Here is a 19,128-nt window from a genome sequence, read left to right as displayed (position 1 = left end):
ATCGCCGCACCGGATTCCGCACAAGAGGGATGCCCACGCAGACCAGAGCGTGACTCAGATCATAGAGCTGACATTTCGGCTGTGCCGCCGATTGCTGTATCCTCGGCCACTCGATCCTGGGTAGTCAAATTTGAGGAGTGCTGCAGAGCTGTGCCGAGGCTTTCCGAGGCAACACCGTCCGAGATCTCCGACCCGGCCGACTGCTGTGCCGTGTTCGTACCCGGTGACCCGGCCCGCACCGGCCGGGTCGCCTTCTGGCGAGCCGACGGGGGCGCGATTCCGCTCGCCGCAGCCGGTTCCGCCGAGGATCCGACCGTCGAGGACCTGACCGTCGCCCTGCCCGGCGAGGACGGTGTCGAGCTGGTGAGCGTGCCGGCCGTCCTGGTGCCGGTACGCGCCGCCCTGCCAGTGCTCACGCGTGCGCGTGCGTCCGAGCAGGCTCACCGAGCGGGCGTCTTCTGGGGCACGGCGACCGTACTCGCCCTGCAACTCGTGGCTCGCGGACTGCTCTTGCCCGGCCTCTCGGCGGACGATCACGACGCCTGGCGGGCCGGCCCCCTGCGCCCCGAGGACGTCGATCGCGTTCGGGCCCTCGCCGCTTCGATGCCTCCCGAGGCACATGCGGTGCCGCTGAGCGGCGTGGAGCCGCTCATGCTGCCGGATCCGGAGCGACTGTTGCGGGCCTTCCTGGACGCGGTCGCCGACGCACTCCCCCGCTCTCCCGCGGCGAGGCTCGTCACGGGCGCTCTCCCCTACGCGGCCCCGGAGCCGCAGCACCTGCCCGAACAGCGCGTATGGGCCGCAGATGTCGCCGCGGGCCACGACGCGGGCGTACGGCTCTCCCTGCGCCTTGAGGTGCCCGGTCTCGCCACGGCACCGCAGGATGCCGCGGCACTGTCGTTCCGAGCCGTTCTGCAGCTGCACAGTGTGCGTGATCCGGCGCTGGTCGCCGACGCCGCCGAGGTGTGGGCGGGTTCCGGCGCCTTCGGCCCACGCGCGCGGCTGGACGCCCTGCTGGCACTGCGCCGCGCGGCTCGCGCCTGGGCGCCGCTGACGCCGCTGCTCTCGGCGGCCGTGCCGGACGCGGTGGAACTGGCCGACGACGAGGTGACCGACCTCCTTCAGGAGGGCGCTCGGGCCCTCGCCGGAGCCGGCGTCGATGTGCACTGGCCCAAGGAGCTGACCCGCAACCTCACCGCCCGCGCGGTGATCGGCCCGCCGGACGAGGAGTCCGCGTCGGGCCGGGTGTCCTCGGCCACCCCGTCGTTCCTGGCCGCCGACGCGCTGCTCGCCTTCAACTGGTGGTTCGCACTGGGCGACCAGCGGCTCACGCGCGAGGAGCTGGACCGACTGGCCGAGGCGAACCGCCCTGTGGTGCGGCTGCGCGACCAGTGGGTCCTCGTCGATCCTCAGGAGGTGCGCCGTGCCCGCGCGCACCAGGACCACAAAGTGACGCCTATCGACGCGCTCGGCGCCGCGCTGACGGGCTCCACCGAGGTGGACGGCCGCCAGGTGGACGTCCGGCCCACGGGCTGGCTGGCGGCGCTGCGCGAACGCCTCGCGGACCCGGAGGGGCAGGACCCGGTGGGCCAGCCTGCCGCGCTCGCGGCCACACTGCGGGACTACCAGAGGCGCGGCCTGAGCTGGCTGGCCCGGATGACGTCCCTCGGCCTGGGCTGCTGCCTGGCCGACGACATGGGTCTCGGCAAGACGATCACGCTCATCGCGCTGCATCTGCACCGGCAGTCCGACGCCTCGTCCGCCGGTCCGACGCTGGTCGTGTGTCCGACCTCCCTGATGGGTAACTGGCAGCGCGAGATCGAGAAGTTCGCGCCCGGCACGCGCGTGCGCCGCTTCCACGGGTCACGGCGTGACCTGGATGACCTGGCGGACGGGGAGTTCGTGCTCACCACGTACGGCACGATGCGGCTGGACGCGCGTCGGCTCGCCGAGGTGCCCTGGGGCATGGTCGTGGCGGACGAGGCCCAGCACGTGAAGAACCCGTACTCGGCGACCGCGCGGGAGCTGCGCTCGATCGGCGCACGCGCGCGCGTGGCGCTCACCGGCACCCCCGTGGAGAACAACCTGTCGGAGCTGTGGGCGATCCTCGACTGGACGACGCCCGGCCTGCTGGGCCGCCTCGGCACCTTCCGCGCGCGCTACGCCCAGGCCGTCGAGGGCGGCCAGGACCCGGCTGCCGCGGAGCGTCTCGCCCGGCTCGTACGCCCGTTCCTGCTGCGCCGCCGCAAGTCGGATCCGGGCATCGCGCCGGAGCTCCCGCCGAAGACGGAGACCGATCGTGCCGTGTCCCTCACCACGGAGCAGACAGGCCTGTACGAGGCAGTGGTCCGCGAGACGCTCGCGGAGATCTCCGGAGCCGACAGCATGGCCCGGCGCGGTCTGATCGTGAAGCTCCTGACGGGCCTGAAGCAGATCTGCAACCACCCGGCGCAGTTCCTCAAGGAGGAGCGGCCTAGGATCGCCGGACGCTCGGGAAAGCTTGAACTCCTGGACGAGTTGCTCGACACCATCCTCTCCGAGGGGGCGAGCGTCCTGGTCTTCACGCAGTACGTGCGCATGGGACGCCTCATCGAACAGCATCTGGCGGCTCGTGGCATGCCCTCGCAGTTCCTGCACGGCGGAACACCGGTGGCCGAGCGTGAGGCCTTGGTGCGGCGCTTCCAGGACGGTGAAGTACCCGTCTTCCTGCTGTCGTTGAAGGCCGCGGGAACCGGCCTGAACCTCACCCGCGCCGAACATGTCGTGCACTACGACCGCTGGTGGAACCCGGCCGTCGAGGCGCAGGCCACCGACCGCGCATACCGCATCGGCCAGACCCGGCCCGTACAGGTGCACCGGCTGATCGCCGAGGGAACCATCGAGGACCGCATCGCCGACATGCTGAGCCGCAAGCGGAAGCTGGCCGACGCTGTGCTCGGCGCGGGCGAGGCTGCGCTCACGGAGCTGACGGACGCGGAGCTGGCCGATCTGGTGGAACTGCGAGGGGGCGCCCGATGACTCGACACGACGGTGACATGGAGCGCACGTTCGCCGCGCTGCCGCCCGCGCATGGGCGGGGATTCGCACAGACATGGTGGGGACAGGCCTGGCTGCAGGCGCTGGAGGAGTCGGCACTGGACTCGGGTCAGCTCAAGGCCGGCCGCAGGCTCGCGCGCGCGGGAGCGGTCGGCGCGGTGTCGGTGCGGCCGGGCCGCATCACGGCGCTTGTGCAGGGCCGCGACCGTACGGCGCACCGGGCCGACGTGCTGCTGGAGGTGCTGTCCGCGGAACAGTGGGACCGTTTTCTGGACATGGCCGTCGAACGGGCCGGGCATGTCGCCGCGCTGCTGGACCGCGACATGCCACCGGATCTGGTGGAGGACGCGGCCGCCAGGGGCATCGAACTGCTGCCGGGCATGGGCGATCTGGAGCCTGAGTGCGGCTGCGGCGCCTGGGACCACTGCGGGCACACGGCGGCCCTCTGCTACCAGGTGGCACGGCTGTTGGACCAGGACCCCTTCGTCCTGCTCCTGATGCGCGGACGGGGCGAGCGCGAGCTCCTGGACGACCTGCAGGCCCGTAGCGCCGCTCCCGCGACCCCGTCCGAGGCGTCCACGTCGCCCGAGGTGCAGGGAGTGGATGCCGCTGAGGCGTATGCGACCGGCGACATCCTGCCGCCGCTGCCTGCTCTGCCCGAGTTGCCCGCCGAGCCGGGAGTGCCGCCGTCCCTGGACACCGAGACGCCTCCCGCGCCCGGTGTCGACCCGGCTGCCTTGGAGTACCTGGCTGCCCGGACCGCCGCCGAAGCGCACCGCATGCTCGCGGAGGTGCTGCGGCCGGGTCCGGGACAGCAGGCCGTGGAAGTGGAGTTGACGCCCGACCAGGACGCGGTGCGCCTCGCCGCGGGCGCCCCTGTCGCCGACGTGTGGGAGCGGCTGGCCGACGGATCGGGACGCGGCCGGGAAGGGCTGGCGACGGCCGTGCGCGCCTGGCGACTCGGAGGAGTCGTCGCGCTGTCCGTGCTCGACGAGGAGTGGACCGTCGAGGGCGAAACGCTCGCACGCGCGCGTGCTGCCCTCGACTCGGCCTGGGACGAGGAGGAACGGCCGACTCTGCGGGCGAAGGGCAACCGCTGGACGGTCGTCGGCGCGCCACGTCAGCTACGCCTGGGGCGGGACGGACGCTGGTGGCCGTACCGCAAGGACCGAAGCCGTTGGGTACCCGCAGGGGGCCCTGCGCACGATCCGGCAACGGCTCTGGCCTCGGCGCAGGTCGAGACCGAGGAGGCACAGCCGTAGGTCATGCCGGCGGCCTGCCAAGTGCCCGCCTGAAGCACGACATGCGGCGAACGAGCACGGCTGCTGGGCGAGTTCGTTCGGTCTCCTTGGAGCAGCGCCGACTCGACGGAGACCGACCTCGGCTCGACGAGCGCTCGTCGCCCCGTGTTCATGCCGCAGTCGCACGGCGTTCCGCGTGAGCTTCAAATCTGGCCGCTGTCAGACAACTTGGTCTTCAGGAGGCCCGATGTCCCCGCACGCCACCGGTCGGCGCCACGCCCAACGTCTCGTCGCCGGGGGCGTACCCCTCGCCGTGATCGCGACGCTGGCGGCTGCCGGCCCCGCCGCCGGCGCGGCGAACAAGGGCAGCATCGCGAGCAAGAACCGCGCCGCACACATCGTGCACACGGCAACTCTCGGCGACATCCCGCTCGGCGCGTTCAGCAACGCGCTGCTGCCCGGCAGCGTGGGCAACGACCGGAGTGTGGACCTGGGCGGCATCGGCAGCGACATCTACCCGGCGGGCCGCAAGGGCGAGTTCTGGACCGTCACCGACCGCGGCCCCAACGGCCAGATCAAGGTGGACGGCACGAAGCGGCGGACGTTCCCCGTGCCCGGCTTCGATCCGGCGATCGTGAAGATCCGGGTGGCGGGAGGCGACGTGCGGGTGCTGGACGCGATCCCGATCACGACCACTTCCGGGAAGCTCGTCACCGGGCTGTCGAACCAGGCGAGCCGCGACGAGGCGCCGTACTCCTATGACGCGCGGACGCCTCTGGCGTACAACCCGAACGGGCTGGACACCGAGGGCATCGTGCGGGCCGCCGACGGGAGCTTCTGGCTCGTCGACGAGTACGGGCCCTCCCTTGTGCACGTCTCCGCGCGCGGGAAGGTCCTCACACGCTACGTCCCCAAGGGGCTCGGGCTCACCGGCGCGGGCTACCCGGTGGTGGAGGCTCTGCCCTCCGTCCTGCTGCACCGGAAGATCAACCGCGGCTTCGAAGGCCTCGCCCAACTGCCTGGCGGCGACCTGGTGATGGCCGTGCAGAGCCCGCTGTCCCTGCCGGACACGGATGCCGGCGAGGCTTCTCGCACCACCCGCCTGCTGCGCTTCTCGCCGAAGAAGAAGTCGGTCACCGCGGAGTACACGTACCGCTTCGACCCGGTGAACGTGGTGGACCCGAGCGAGGACGACACCTCCGAGCTGAAGATCTCCTCGGTTGTGGCCGTGGGCGGCAATCGGCTACTGGTCGAAGAGCGCACGGACAAGGCCGCACGGCTGCACCTGGTGCGCCTGGACCGTGCGGCGAACATCCTCGGCGGCCCCTGGGACGACGACACGACGTCACCGTCCCTGGAGCAGCTCGACGACCCGGCGGCCTCGGGTGTGCCGGTGCTGTCCAAGCGGCTGGTCGTCGACCTGGGCACGGTCAAGGGTGTGCCCGGGAAGATCGAGGGCGTCGCGCGCGTGGACCGCGAAACGCTGGCCCTCATCAACGACAACGACTTCGGGATGACCGACGGCGAGGGCGCGTTCGACGCCCAGGGCAGGCTCGTCGACAGCGGCATCGAGACGTCGGTGATCTACGTGCGGCTGCCGCGCGGCATCTGACGACTCGGGGCAGCTCGCCCGCCCGAGACGGGGGCGGTCCTAGGGCAGTTCGTCCGTAAGCGACGGGAGCAGCGATTCGAGATCACTCGGAAAGCCGCTCGGCAGCTCGGAGGGGAACCCCGACGGCAGTTCGGTCGGGAACCCTGACGGCAGTGAGGTCGGCAGTTCGCTCGGCAGCTTGCTGGGGAGCTCGGTCGGGATGCTGAAGGACGGCTTGGGCGAGCTGCTGGTGCTCCCGGCGGGCGACTTCTCGTCGGGCGAGTCGTCGCTCCCGAAGACCATCAGCACCACGGCCACGACTGCCCCGGCGGCCACGATGGCGGCGAGCAGGATGAACAGCGGCGTCCGCCGCCTCGGTCCACCGCCTCCGTCGGGTGATTCCGGGGGCGGCCAACCACCGTACGTGGGTGGGCCGCCGTCCCCCGGAGGGGGACCGTAGCCTCCGGGAGGCGGTCCGAAGCCACCGCCCGGAGGCGGCGTGTCACCCGGCGGTCCTGGCGGCTGAGGCGGTACGGGCGGCATGGCCATACCGACAAGACTCGCGTCGTCCCGGTCAGGACGCGAGCCCTTCTCCGGAGTTGATACGGGCCCATGCCGTGGAGCGCACGGTTCCGGAACATTCCTCGCGAAGACCGGTCGATCACCGACACCAATTGCCGGCACCCATTGCCCGTCCCGCGTGTGACTGACCTCTGGGCAGGCGGGTCACACGCGGTCGGGCACACGCGCGTGGCCTCAGCCGCGCGCACCCAGCAGGTGGTCAATCGCCAGCTGGTCGAGACGCTCGAAGGCCATCCCGCGCGCGGCGGCCACATCGACGTCGAACTCCTCGAAGGCCGTGCGATCCGCGAGCAGCGACTTCAGGCCGTCCGCCGCCGTCGGCTGCGCCAGCTCGTCCAGGCGCGCGACACGCAGGGCCTCCTGGACCTCCGGGTCGGCACGGAAGGCCGCCGAACGCTCCTTGAGGATGAGGTAGTTGCGCATGCAGCCCGCGGCCGACGCCCACACGCCGTCGAGGTCCTCGGTCCGCGGCGGCTTGAAGTCGAAGTGCCGGGGCCCGCTGTATCCGGCGCTCTCCAGGAGGTCGACCAGCCAGAAGGCGGCACGCAGGTCGCCGGCGCCGAAGCGCAGGTCCTGGTCGTACTTGATGCCGGACTGGCCGTTGAGGTCGATGTGGAAGAGCTTGCCCGCCCACAGCGCCTGCGCGATGCCGTGCGGGAAGTTGAGCCCGGCCATCTGCTCGTGCCCGACCTCGGGGTTGACGCCGTACAGCTCCGGGCGCTCCAGGCGCTCGATGAACGCCAGCGCGTGACCGACGGTCGGGAGCAGGATGTCGCCGCGCGGCTCGTTCGGCTTGGGTTCGATGGCGAACTTGAGGTCGTAGCCCTGGGAGGTGACGTACTCACCGAGGAGGTCGAAGGCCTCCTTCATGCGGTCGAGAGCCACGCGTACGTCCTTCGCGGCGCCGGACTCGGCACCCTCGCGCCCGCCCCAGGCGACGTAGGTCCTGGCGCCCAGCTCGGCCGCCAGGTCGATGTTGCGGATCGTCTTGCGCAGGGCGTAACGGCGCACGTCGCGATCGTTTGCGGTGAACGCGCCGTCCTTGAAGACGGGGTGCGTGAAGAGGTTGGTGGTGGCCATCGGCACCTTCATGCCGGTGGCGTCGAGTGCCTCGCGGAAGCGCTTGATGTGCGCCTCGCGCTCGGTGTCCGAGGACCCGAAGGGGATCAGGTCGTCGTCGTGGAAGGTGACACCGTGGGCGCCGAGCTCGGCCAGGCGCTGCACCGTCTCGACCGGGTCGAGGGCCCGGCGGGTGGCCTCACCGAAGGGGTCCCGTCCCTGCCAGCCGACGGTCCACAGGCCGAAGGTGAACCTGTCCTCGGGGGTGGGCTGGTAGCTCATGCCGCGGCTCCTCGCTGCTGACGACTGCTTGCTACGACTATTTCGTCATGGCAGTTTACAAATTAGTATGCCGACGCGTCCCTGGGAAGGGACAAGATGTCCCCGAAGAGGTGAGGTCCGGGTCTTGACGCTCGGGGCACCCTCGAAACAGCAGGCCGGTTCCCGCAGAGCCGCGGAAAGGGAGAGCCCGATGTCAGCAGCCGAGGGTCCGCTCGTCGTCGGCGTGGACACGTCCACCCAGTCCACCAAGGCGCTGGTCGTCGACGCGTCGACCGGGCAGGTCGTCGCGAGCGGCCAGGCGCCACACACGGTGTCCTCCGGCGTCGCACGCGAGAGCGATCCACGCCAGTGGTGGGACGCACTGCGCGAGGCGCTGCGCCAGTGCGGCGACGCCGCGCACGAGGCCGCGGCGGTGTCGATCGGAGGGCAGCAGCACGGCCTGGTCACGCTGGACGACCGGGGTGAGCCCGTGCGTCCGGCTCTGCTGTGGAACGACGTGCGCTCGGCGCCGCAGGCCCGTCGCCTGACCGAGGAAATGGGCGGCGCGAAGTTCTGGGCCGAGCGCACGGGCTCCGTCCCGGCCGCCTCCTTCACGGTCACCAAATGGGCCTGGCTTGCGGAGAACGAGCCGGAGTCCGTCCGGGCCACCAAGGCCGTGCGCCTCCCCCACGACTACCTCACCGAACGCCTCACGGGGCAGGGCACCACCGACCGCGGCGACGCCTCCGGTACGGGCTGGTGGGCGTCGGGGACGGAGTCTTACGACGAGGAGATCCTCGCGCGCGTGGGGCTCGACCCGGCGATGCTGCCCCGAGTGGTCCGGCCCGGCGAGATCGCGGGCACCGTGCGCGACAGCCACGAGCTGCCGTTCTCCAAGGGCACCCTGGTCGCGCCCGGCACCGGGGACAACGCCGCCGCGGCACTGGGCCTCGGCCTGCGGCCCGGCATGCCCGTACTGAGTCTCGGCACCTCGGGCACGGTGTACGCCGTGTCGAGGCGGCGCCCCGCCGACCCGACCGGCACCGTGGCGGGCTTCGCCGACGCGCACGGCGACTGGCTGCCGCTGGCCTGCACCCTGAACTGCACGCTCGCCGTCGACCGCCTCGCGACCCTGCTGGGCCTCGACCGCGAGGCCGTGGAACCCACCACGGGTCTCACACTCCTGCCCTACCTGGACGGCGAACGCACCCCGAACCTGCCGAACGCCTCAGGTGTGCTGCACGGCCTACGCCACGACACGACCGCCGGCCAGCTCCTGCAGGCCGCCTATGACGGCGCCGTCCACGCGCTGCTCGGCGCCCTGGACCTGGTCCTGGACGAGGACGCGGACCGCTCCGCGCCGCTGCTGCTGATCGGCGGAGGCGCCCGGGGTAAGGCCTGGCAGGAGACGGTACGACGGCTGTCGGGGCGCCCGGTGCAGGTCCCCGAGGCCAGGGAACTGGTCGCGCTCGGAGCCGCCGCCCAGGCGGCCGGCCTGCTGACCGGCGAGGATCCGGCCGCGGTCGCCCGGCGTTGGAACACCACACGCGGGCCGGTGCTGGACGCCGTGGAGCGGGACGACGAGACGCTGGCCCGGATCAGCGGGGTACTCTCCGACGCGGCCCCGCTGCTGGACCGGAGCCCCGAGACTCACTGAGGACTGAACGAGGATTGACGGAGGCATGACCGCACCGCTGCACGAGGCCCACCCGACCGGAACCGGGCGCGCGCTGCCGGACACCCAGCAGGGCATGCGCCGCCGCAATCTCGCCCGGGTGATGCACACCGTCAGCGCCGAGGGTCCGCTCTCGCGTGCCGCCGTCGCCTCCCGTATCGGGCTGACGCGCGCGGCAGTGTCCACCCTGGTCGACGAGCTGATCCGCTCTGGCCTGCTGGAGGAACTCGGTCCCGAGCGGCCCGGCCGGGTGGGCCGCCCCGGCTCGGCGCTCGCCGTCAGCGGACACGGTCCGGCCGGGATCGGTGCGGAGGTCGGCGTCGACCATCTCGCGGTCTGCGCCGTCGATCTGCGCGGCGAGGTGCGCTCCCGGGCGGTGCGGCACGGCGCGAATCGGGGCCGGGCGCCCGCACCGGTGATCGCGGAACTCGGCGAGCTGGTGCGCCAGGTCGTGACCGAGGCCGAGCACGAGGGGCTGTGGCCCGCCGGTCTGGCGATAGCTGTGCCGGGTCTGGTGGCGCGGGACGCCCGCACGGTCGTGCGCGCTCCCAACCTCGACTGGCGGGACACGGACCTCGGGGGTCTGCTGCCTGTGAACTTCCCGCTGAGCGTGGGCAACGAGGCCAACTTCGGTGCGCTCGCCGAGCTCTGGCTGGGCGACGGCACTCCGCGTGACTTCGTGCACGTGTCGGCGGAGATCGGCATCGGTGCGGCGGTCGTGGTGGACGGCGGGCTGCTGCGCGGGACACACGGTTTCGCGGGCGAGTTGGGCCATGTGCCGGTCCAGCCGGACGGACCCGCCTGTCCGTGCGGGGGGCGCGGGTGCCTGGAGCAGTACGCCGGCGAGGAGGCGGTGCTGCGCGCGGCCGGGCTGGAGCCGGGCGAGGACCGCGTCGGTCTGCTCGCCGACCGTGCCGCCGACGGCGACGAGGACGTACGGCGCGCCCTGCACGACGCGGGAACGGCGCTCGGTATCGCGCTGACGGGCGCGGTCAATCTGCTGGACCCGGAGAGCGTGGTGCTGGGCGGCGCGCTGGCCGGGCTGGCGCCCTGGCTGCTGCCGTCGCTGGAAGCCGAGCTGGACCGGCGCACCGCGGGACCGGCCTGTCCGGTGTCCGTGTCGCGGCTGGGCCCGGAGGGGCCGTTGCTGGGGGCAGCGCACTCCGTGGTGCGGGCGGTGCTGGACGATCCCGCGGTGGTGGCGGAGCGGGCCTGAGTGCCGACGGAGCTGGGCACGGAACCAAGGCGGCTCCCGGGCGTTTGGCGACATTCAAGTCGGCTTCGATTCCACAGCCGACCCGATTTCAGAATCCACGGCGGTTCAGATTTGGATTCCACAACAGGCCGGATTCCAGGTTGAGTTCACTCGTGTGAGTGAGCGAGTTATCCACAATCACGTGGCTGTCCACGGAAACCGACGCTCGCTTCTGCCCGACCCGTCGGCGCCGTACCGTGATTCACGCGAGCCGCAGTCATCGCAGGGCCTACGGCTCGACGCGCGATCGTTCCATTCCCCACCTGCCCGGCTGTCCCACCTGCCCCACTGTCCCACCTGATCCACCTCTCCCACCGGCCTTCCGCAGAACGGAGCTGTGCAGCGATGAGCGACCCCAAAATCCTGACCGTGCGCCCCGAGCCCGGCGAGTACGCGTGGACGTTCGGCGGCGCACCGCCTGTGGCCCGCATCTCCCCCGGCACAGTTCTCGACCTGTACACGGAGGACTGCTTCGCCGGGCGGGTGCGGTCGGAGAAGGACCTGGTGTCCGAGGTGTGCGAGTTTCCCTACCTCAACCCGCAGACCGGACCGTTCCACATCGAGGGCGCCGAGCCCGGGGACACCGTCGCCGTGCACTTCGTGTCGATCGAACCTGCCCGGGACTGGGCGGCGTCGACCACGGTCCCTCTCTTCGGCGCGCTCACCTCCACGCACACCACGGCCACGCTGCAGCCGCCGCTCCCGGAGACCGTCTGGATATGGCAGCTCGACCGGACACGACGTACGGCGTTGTTCCGGGCCCACGACAGTGACATCGAGGTGGAGCTGCCCATGGATCCGATGCACGGCACCGTGGGGGTGGCTCCCGCCAATCTGGAGGTCCGCTCCGCCCTGGTGCCCGACGCGCACGGCGGGAACATGGACACGCCCGAGATGCGGGCGGGCGTGACCTGCTATCTCGGGGTGAACGTCGAGGGCGCGCTCGTCAGCCTCGGCGACGGGCACGCCCGGCAGGGCGAGGGCGAGACCTGTGGCGTCGCGGTCGAGTGCGCGATGAACACCGTGGTGATCGTCGAACTGCTCAAGGGACTTGCCACACCGTGGCCCCGCATCGAGTCGGACACCCACATCATCTCGACGGGCTCGGCCCGGCCCTTGGAGGACGCGTTCCGGATATCCCAGCTCGACCTGGTGCAGTGGCTGGTGCGCGACTACGGGTTCAGCGAGCTGGACGCCTACCAGTTCGCGACCCAGGCCGTCGAGTCCCCGCTGGCCAACGTGTGCGACACCAACTACACGTGTGTGGCCAAGATCCGTAAGCAGTGGCTGCCGGCCCACGAGACGCACCGCGGAGTGCACGCGCGACTTCGGGAGACGGCAGCGACTCTGAGTTGAGCGCCCCGGCCGACCTCAACCGTTGAGCCCACGGCCACTCTGTGCCCGAGGCGCAGTCCCCTGACACTGAAACTGACGCTGACGCTGACGCTGACGCTGACGCTGAAAGGCGATTCCTCCGCCCCTGAAAGGCAAACCCCTTTGGAACGCGCAAGACCACGCCCCAGCCGCCGGCTGATCCTCCAAGGCACCGCCCTCGCCGCCGTCCCGTATGCCCTGCTCCCCGAGCGGCCGGCCGGTGCACATGTTCCCGCACCGGACTACGCGCTCGCCGTGTGGCGCCCGGCGAGCACCGCCAACTACACGGTGGCGGACCACCCAACGGTCCGCCGTGTCGATCGGGTGATCATCCACATGACGCAGACCATCTACACCAAGACCCTGTTCGTCTTCGAGAACCCCAGGAAGCACGTGTCCGCGCACTACGTCGTCCGGTCGGCCGACGGACACACGTCACAGTGCGTCCGCGAGGCGGACATCGCCTGGCACGCCGGGGACTGGGAGCACAACACGCGCAGCATCGGCATAGAGCACGAGGGCTGGGTCGACGAGCCCTCCTACTTCACCGACGTCATGTACGAGGCGTCGGCCCGGCTCACGGCTGCCATCTGCACCAGGTACGGCATACCGAAGGACCGCGAACACATCATCGGGCACCACGAGGTGCCGGGCACCGACCACACCGATCCCGGCCCGCACTGGGACTGGGAGCGCTACATACGGTTGGTCAACGCGGTCTGAGGGTTCACGTGGGGTCACCGGCGTGGCCATCGTTCGGGTGACCCGGGTCGAAAAGGTTGTCCGCGTGCGCACCCGGAGTGACGATGTCCTCAGCCGCATCGCCTTCCGGGAGGCCGAGTTGACCGATCCATGGGTGGCTCTGGAGCCTGGGGCCGACCCTGCCGAGCGGGTACGGGTGCTGCGTCATGCCCATGAGACGTTCACCGAGGTGGGCACGGTGCCGAAGCCGGTGCGTGCCGTGGTCGCCGACTCGTGGCGGCGTTCGGCGCGGGCGGGTGTGGGTCCGGACGGAACCGCGAGCGTGGAGCTGGCGGACGGCGATCTCGGCGCCTATCGCGCTGAGCATCCGCTGGCGCGGGTGATGCCGCTGTTCCGGGAGCTGTTGGGCACCTTCGCCGCCGACGGGGAGCATCTGCTCGCGGTGTGCGACGCGCACGGCAGGCTGCTGTGGGTCGAAGGCGATCCGACGACCCGGCGCAAGGCGGGGCGGATGAACTTCGTGCCGGGTGCGCGGTGGGCGGAGACCGCGGTGGGGACGAACGCGCCGGGCACGGCGGTCGCGGTGGACCGGCCGGTGCAGGTGTTCGCGGCCGAGCACTTCATCCGCCGGGTGCAGCCCTGGACCTGTGCGGCGGCACCGGTGCACGATCCGCGCACGGGGCGGGTACTCGGCGCGGTGGACATCACCGGCGGTGACGGGCTCGCGCATCCGCACAGCCTGGGGTTCGTGCAGGCGGTGGCGCGTGCCGCCGAGTCCCAACTGGCGCTGCTCGCCCCGCAGGTACCGGCCAACGACGTCCCAGAGCTGTGCGCGCTGGGCCGGGACGAGGCGCAGTTGCGCATCGGGGGCCGCCGGGTCAGGCTCAGTCGCCGGCACAGCGAGATCCTGGTGCTGCTGGCGCGCCACCCGGAGGGGCTGACCGGTGACGAGCTGCTGTGTGCGCTGTACGAGGACGAATCGGTGACGCCCGTGACCCTGCGGGCCGAACTGGCCCGCCTGCGCCGGACCCTCGCCCCCGGGCTGCTCGGCTCCCGCCCCTACCGGCTCACGGTGCCGGTCGAGTCGGACGTGACGGTCGTCGAACGCCGTCTGGATGCCGGTGCGGTCACCGGCGCGGCCATGGCGTACGCCGGCCCGCTGCTGCCCGGCTCCCAGGCACCGGCGGTGGTGCGGCTCCGACGACGCCTCGCGGACGGGGTCCGTACGGCGTTGATCGCCCGCCGTGATCCCGACCTGCTGGCCGACTGGGCGCACGCGCCGTGGGGCGAGGACGACCTCGACGTGTGGCGGGCCCTCGCGGCGGTGCGTCCTACGTCGGCGGTCCGGTCGCGGCTGGCCGCGCTGGAGTCCGAACTCACGGCATCGCCCGCTTGGGAGCGCCGCCCGGCCCGCTGACGAGCTCCGGCCCTGGGCGAGAGCCCCTCGACGTTCCGGCCCTGCCCCGGGCGCGCGCAACGTACTTGCAACCTCGCCGTCCGTAGCCTCGCGCCGAGAGCTGCCCAACGGCGGGCAGCGCTTCTTCGGGAGGCAGAGCAGTATGACCCGTTACGCGGCGCCCGGCACCGAGGGTGCGATCGTCTCCTACCAGGCGCGCTACGACCACTTCATCGGCGGTGAGTACGTGCCGCCGATCCGGGGGCAGTACTTCGAGAACCCGTCGCCGGTGAACGGGCAGCCGTTCACCGAGATCGCGCGGGGCACGGCCGCGGACGTGGAGCGGGCGCTCGACGCGGCGCACGCTGCGGCCCCCGGGTGGGGCCGGACGTCGGTGACGGAGCGAGCGGACGTCCTGCTCAAGATCGCCGACCGTATGGCGGCGAATCTGGAGCAGTTGGCGGTCGCGGAGAGCTGGGAGAACGGCAAGCCGGTGCGCGAGACGCTGGCGGCGGACATTCCGCTGGCCGTCGACCACTTCCGCTACTTCGCGGGCGCGATCAGGGCGCAGGAGGGGTCGCTCGGCGAGGTCGACGACGACACGGTGGCGTACCACTTCCACGAGCCGCTGGGCGTGGTCGCGCAGATCATCCCGTGGAACTTCCCGATCCTCATGGCGACATGGAAGCTCGCCCCCGCGCTGGCGGCCGGCAACGCGGTCGTCCTCAAGCCGGCCGAACAGACCCCGGCTTCCATCCACTTCTGGCTCAGCCTGGTCGCCGACCTGCTCCCGCCGGGCGTGCTCAACATCGTCAACGGCTTCGGCGTGGAGGCGGGCAAGCCGCTGGCGTCGAGCCCCAGGGTGGCCAAAGTGGCGTTCACCGGTGAGACCACGACCGGCCGGCTGATCATGCAGTACGCCTCGGAGAACATCACCCCGGTCACCCTCGAACTCGGCGGCAAGTCCCCGAACATCTTCTTCGACGACGTCTGGGCGGCGAACGACGACTTCCGGGACAAGGCGCTAGAGGGCTTCACGATGTTCGCGCTCAACCAGGGCGAGGTGTGCACCTGCCCGTCCCGGGCGCTGGTCCAGCGCGGCCAGTACGCCGAATTCATGGAGGCGGCGGTCGCCCGCACGGAGCAGATCAAGAGCGGCCACCCGCTCGACACGGACACGATGATCGGCGCGCAGGCCTCCAACGACCAGTTGGAGAAGATCCTCTCCTACCTGGACATCGGCCGGCAGGAAGGCGCCAGGGTCCTCACCGGCGGCGAACGTATCGAGCACGAAGGGGAGTTGAAGGGCGGCTACTACGTCCAGCCGACGATCTTCGAGGGCGACAACCGCATGCGGATCTTCCAGGAGGAGATCTTCGGCCCGGTCGTCTCGGTGACGTCCTTCGACGACTTCGACGACGCCATCAAACTCGCCAACGACACGCTGTACGGCCTCGGCGCGGGCGTGTGGACCCGCGACATCAACACCGCGTACCGCGCGGGCCGCGCGATCCAGGCGGGCCGCGTGTGGACGAACTGCTACCACGCCTACCCGGCGCACGCGGCGTTCGGTGGTTACAAGGGGTCGGGCATCGGGCGTGAGACGCACAAGATGATGCTGGAGCACTACCAGCAGACGAAGAACCTGCTGGTGTCGTACTCGCCGCAGAAGCTGGGCTTCTTCTAGGCGCGGCAGAAAGGGCGTCCCGACCAGGCAGCTTGCCTGGTCGGGGCGCCCTTCGCGCAGGTTCGCGAAGCCGTGCGCCGACCAGCAGGAATCAGGATGAAGGAGCCTCATTGAACGGCGTGACCCCGAGCGGCTAGGGTCCAACCACGAGTGATCGCTCAGCCGTTGAAGCGTGCCGCCCCGCAGCGGGCCCGCCTCGACACGGGGGGAATGTGTGAGTACAGAGCCCGATTCCGTGGCGCCCATATCCGCGCCGAACACCGGCCCGGATCCCCGGAACAGTCACCGCCTGGACATGCCGGCGCCCGACGCCCGCACGGACGTCCGCACCCTCGACCCGTCCCCGGGCACCTACCCCGGCCCCGAGGAGCACGGCGGCCCGCAGCCGATGCCGGCGGCGGACACCTCGCCCGATCCGCGACTCCAGGCACCCACGACCCCGCTCACCGGGCCGGATCCCCGCATCCAGGCCATGTCGGCCTCCGCCGGCCCGAGTAGCACCCCCGCCACCCGCGCCGGCGGCTCCGACGACAACGGCTACGGAGTGAGCAACGCCGAACTCGGCAAGATGGCCGACGAGTTGGACCTGGCCGCGCAGATCCTCGAGAAGGCCGACAAGGGCCTCGCGGAATCCGACACCACAGCACGGGTCCACAAGATGCTCACCAGCGGACGCATGCTCAAATCGACGACGGGCGACTGGGACGACGAAATCACCCGCCTCGCCAAGCAATGCCGATCGATGGCCGACAAGATGCGCCAGACGCACACGAATTACACGACGCAGGAAAACCGTACGGCGCGGGATTTCCAGGCGATCCTTGCTTCGCTCGAGGGGGACGCGTAATGGCATCGCTCACCGACCGGCCCGAGGGCGAGGACCACGAGCATGCCGATGCGGTCGAGCGGCAGGACATCACCGTCGGGGAACTGGAAGACGTACGTCCGGAGGCCTGGTCGCGGGCGGCCGGCGAGTGGGGCGACCTGGCCGCGGCGGCCACCGAGGCCCGGGACCACGTCCAGAACGTCCTGCTCAAGCTGCCCTTCGTCTGGGCGGGACCGACCGCGATGGCGGCCCGCATCCAACTGTCCGTACTGCATGACGAATTGACCATCGCCCACCGCGAGTCAAAGGCTGCCGCAACCACGCTCGAAGCGGCGAAGAGCGGGTTCGAACTCGCTCGCACCTGGCTCGACGAGGCCCAGGAGATGGCCCGGTCGAAGGACCTGACCCTGCACGACAGCGGAGGCGTCACCGTCCCCGAGCGGGACTACCCGCCCAACGAACCGGACAGCGCGGGGGCGGCCCGGCAGGATCAGGAGAACGCTGACAGCCTCCTCACGCACGCGACCGCCGCCCTCAGCTACGCGGCCGACGTCAACGAGCACACCGGCTACGAACTCGAGCGCATCAAGAAGGCGGTGGCGTACACCGTCCTGGACGAGCGGACCAAGGCCGCCGTCAAGGCCGACACCGAGGGTGCCAAGAATCTGAACCGCGTCTTCTCCGGTGCGGGCGGAGTGCTGCTCCCGCCGCCCGTGCCCGACCAGGGTTCCGGCGATTACAACACCCGCGAGGCCACCGACGAGGACCGTGCCATCAAGAACAAGATGGGCTTCTTCGCCATGGGCTCGCCCGCGGTACTCGGCGGCCCCCAGTCGGCCAAGCACATGCTGCACTACCTCTCCAACACCGGGGAACCGCTGGACATCGACGTGGACGCGCTGATGGGCGACCTCCCGGACATGAATCGCAACGTGGAAGCCCAGCTCGCGGAGAACGCCCCCAACTGGGAGGCACAGGCCCTCGCCGAATACGAGCGCACCGGGAAGCCCGTGAAGTTCGTCCAGCAGACCGGCTGGCAGGGCTGGACCGCCGAGAAGGACCCCGACTGGTATCACGCGGTCGGCTCCTTCCACTACAACACGGTCGCGCAGGTCGAGGTCGTCCCGGGCCCGGACGGCGAGCCCAGGACCACGATCCGCTACCAGACCCACGTCTACGACCGCTACAACTGGGACGCGACCAAGGCGACTCCGGTACCCGCGATGGGGAACGTGTCGGACGCCCAGATGGCCAGGCTCCACCAGTCGGGGCAGGCCAGGGAGTACGACATGGGCGGGCAGAGCGAAGTACGCACATGGAACGGGTGAGTACGCGTACGGGCCCCGCGAGGCCGCGCCGGCGCAGGTGGCTGGTGTGGTTTCTGGCCCTGTGCGTGGTGTGGACGCTCGGTGTGATCGCCTGGGCGGCCGTCGCGTTGCTCACGCCGGCCGGTGACGGTCCGGAGGAGGCGGTGGAGCGCAGGGCGGGGATGCACCACGATCAGCATCAGCCCGCGGGGCGCTACTACATACCGACGTACGCCAAGGTGGAGAAGGACGGCGCCGCCGTGCTCCGGTACGAGGTGGGCGACAGCCAGGACTCGAGCGTCAAGGACTTTCTCCGCACGTACGACATCACAGCCGAGCCGAAGCGCACCAGCCCGTCCGTGGTGACGTACTCCGACCGCTTCGGCGACGTACGGCGAACGTTCACGGTCACCTACAACCCGTCGCCTGAGCCTGGTGGTTACGACTACGCGCGGATCACGGTCCGAGCCAGGGACGCCGACGCAAGCTGAAAGGCCACAAACGCGTGGCGCCCGGCCAGGCATACGCCCTCGTCAGGCGCCCGTCCCTCCCTGCACCCCCCGGTCCACGGTCCAGATCCGGCTGCTCAGGTCCGAGCCGCGTAGGACCTGGATGCGCCAGGGGTCGATGCGCAGCAGGTGGTAGTCGGGGCTGTCGGGGCCGGTGCTCCAGTAGAGGTGGGGGTCGTAGCCGACGCCCGGGGGGCTGTTGCGGTGGTACAGGTTCCAGGCGCGCAGCTTGGTGTCACGGTCGGGTACCCAGGCCGAGACGCTGTCGATGAACACCGCGTCCTGGCGGGGGTGCCAGTACGCGTAGGTCGTGTGGGGGTTGTTCGCCAGGTGGGCGGCCTTGACCGGGGTGCGGAAGACCGCCAGCCAGCCGACGGGGCACCCGTCGACGGTCTCCCAGACGGGCTGGACGATGCGGGCGCGGGGGCGGTTGTGACGGTCGACGGTGATCATCGTGCAGTAGACGGTCTGCTGGACGTACTCGAAGAAGGCGGCCTCGATCGCGGAGAACGAACGCACCTGTGCAGCGCCCATGGCGGTACCTCGGATTCGCGGACGTGGAAGGGGAGAGGGAGAAGAAGAGGGAGAGGCGAGGAAACGGGACAGGCCGCCCGGCTGCTCGCGGGG

At 70.9% G+C, this 19,128-nt stretch carries 15 protein-coding genes; 12 read left to right on the top strand and 3 right to left on the bottom strand.

All coding sequences use genetic code 11. The features are described 5' to 3' along the window. Positions 1-150: 150 nt before the first annotated feature. The 3 genes from ACWGDB_RS27755 to ACWGDB_RS27745 all read left to right on the top strand — a co-directional run bounded on the left by ACWGDB_RS27755 (position 151) and on the right by ACWGDB_RS27745 (position 5,889). Complete coding sequence (locus tag ACWGDB_RS27755) at positions 151-3,018, top strand: DEAD/DEAH box helicase (protein WP_453824916.1); 2,868 nt, start codon at positions 151-153, stop codon at positions 3,016-3,018. Next, a complete protein-coding gene (locus ACWGDB_RS27750; protein ID WP_453824915.1) occupies positions 3,015-4,298 on the top strand; it encodes an SWIM zinc finger family protein in 1,284 nt (427 codons plus the stop codon). The genes ACWGDB_RS27755 and ACWGDB_RS27750 overlap by 4 nt, the downstream gene beginning before the upstream one ends. A gap of 226 nt (positions 4,299-4,524) precedes the next feature. Continuing rightward, a complete protein-coding gene (locus tag ACWGDB_RS27745; RefSeq protein WP_453824914.1) occupies positions 4,525-5,889 on the top strand; it encodes an esterase-like activity of phytase family protein in 1,365 nt (454 codons plus the stop codon). A 39-nt stretch (positions 5,890-5,928) separates the two neighbouring features. Here the strand turns inward: ACWGDB_RS27745 and ACWGDB_RS27740 are convergent, their stop codons facing one another. Further along, positions 5,929-6,204 (bottom strand): hypothetical protein, encoded by a 276-nt coding sequence (locus ACWGDB_RS27740; protein ID WP_453824913.1) that lies wholly within the window; start codon positions 6,202-6,204, stop codon positions 5,929-5,931. A 420-nt stretch (positions 6,205-6,624) separates the two neighbouring features. Then, positions 6,625-7,791 (bottom strand): xylose isomerase, encoded by a 1,167-nt coding sequence (gene xylA / locus ACWGDB_RS27735; protein WP_453824912.1) that lies wholly within the window; start codon positions 7,789-7,791, stop codon positions 6,625-6,627. A 190-nt stretch (positions 7,792-7,981) separates the two neighbouring features. On the opposite strand from xylA, the gene xylB reads away from it, so the two are divergent. The 9 genes from xylB (at position 7,982) to ACWGDB_RS27690 (ending at position 18,483) form a co-directional block, all read left to right on the top strand. After that, the gene (xylB, locus tag ACWGDB_RS27730; protein ID WP_453824911.1) at positions 7,982-9,427 is read left to right on the top strand and encodes a xylulokinase; all 1,446 of its coding nucleotides are present in this window, start codon (positions 7,982-7,984) and stop codon (positions 9,425-9,427) included. A 25-nt stretch (positions 9,428-9,452) separates the two neighbouring features. Continuing rightward, positions 9,453-10,661 (top strand): ROK family protein, encoded by a 1,209-nt coding sequence (locus ACWGDB_RS27725; protein WP_453824910.1) that lies wholly within the window; start codon positions 9,453-9,455, stop codon positions 10,659-10,661. A 384-nt stretch (positions 10,662-11,045) separates the two neighbouring features. After that, a complete protein-coding gene (locus tag ACWGDB_RS27720) occupies positions 11,046-12,056 on the top strand; it encodes an acetamidase/formamidase family protein (protein WP_453824909.1) in 1,011 nt (336 codons plus the stop codon). Between the two features lie 141 nt (positions 12,057-12,197). After that, a complete protein-coding gene (locus ACWGDB_RS27715) occupies positions 12,198-12,797 on the top strand; it encodes an N-acetylmuramoyl-L-alanine amidase (RefSeq protein WP_453824908.1) in 600 nt (199 codons plus the stop codon). Positions 12,798-12,915: 118 nt separating this feature from the next. Beyond that, positions 12,916-14,193 carry a GAF domain-containing protein gene (locus ACWGDB_RS27710; RefSeq protein WP_453825004.1) on the top strand — a complete coding sequence of 426 codons (1,278 nt, stop codon included), beginning with the start codon at positions 12,916-12,918 and terminating at the stop codon, positions 14,191-14,193. Positions 14,194-14,335: 142 nt separating this feature from the next. Next, entirely contained in the window at positions 14,336-15,859 is a 1,524-nt protein-coding gene (exaC, locus tag ACWGDB_RS27705) for an acetaldehyde dehydrogenase ExaC (RefSeq protein WP_453824907.1), read from the top strand. A gap of 295 nt (positions 15,860-16,154) precedes the next feature. Beyond that, positions 16,155-16,706 carry a hypothetical protein gene (locus ACWGDB_RS27700; protein WP_453824906.1) on the top strand — a complete coding sequence of 184 codons (552 nt, stop codon included), beginning with the start codon at positions 16,155-16,157 and terminating at the stop codon, positions 16,704-16,706. Then, entirely contained in the window at positions 16,706-18,013 is a 1,308-nt protein-coding gene (locus ACWGDB_RS27695; RefSeq protein WP_453824905.1) for a hypothetical protein, read from the top strand. Before ACWGDB_RS27700 ends, ACWGDB_RS27695 begins: the two co-directional genes overlap by 1 nt. Beyond that, positions 18,010-18,483, top strand: a complete 474-nt coding sequence (locus tag ACWGDB_RS27690; RefSeq protein ID WP_453824904.1) for a hypothetical protein — start codon at positions 18,010-18,012, stop codon at positions 18,481-18,483. Before ACWGDB_RS27695 ends, ACWGDB_RS27690 begins: the two co-directional genes overlap by 4 nt. Before the next feature lie 42 nt (positions 18,484-18,525). On the opposite strand, the gene ACWGDB_RS27685 is transcribed toward ACWGDB_RS27690, so the two are convergent. After that, on the bottom strand, positions 18,526-19,035 hold the full coding sequence (locus ACWGDB_RS27685; RefSeq protein ID WP_453824903.1) for a pyridoxamine 5'-phosphate oxidase family protein: 510 nt from the start codon (positions 19,033-19,035) through the stop codon (positions 18,526-18,528). Between the last annotated feature and the right edge of the window lie 93 nt (positions 19,036-19,128).

It is taken from the genome of Streptomyces sp. NPDC055013 (genome assembly GCF_053608645.1).
This window is presented reverse-complemented; position numbering and strand designations above follow the sequence as displayed.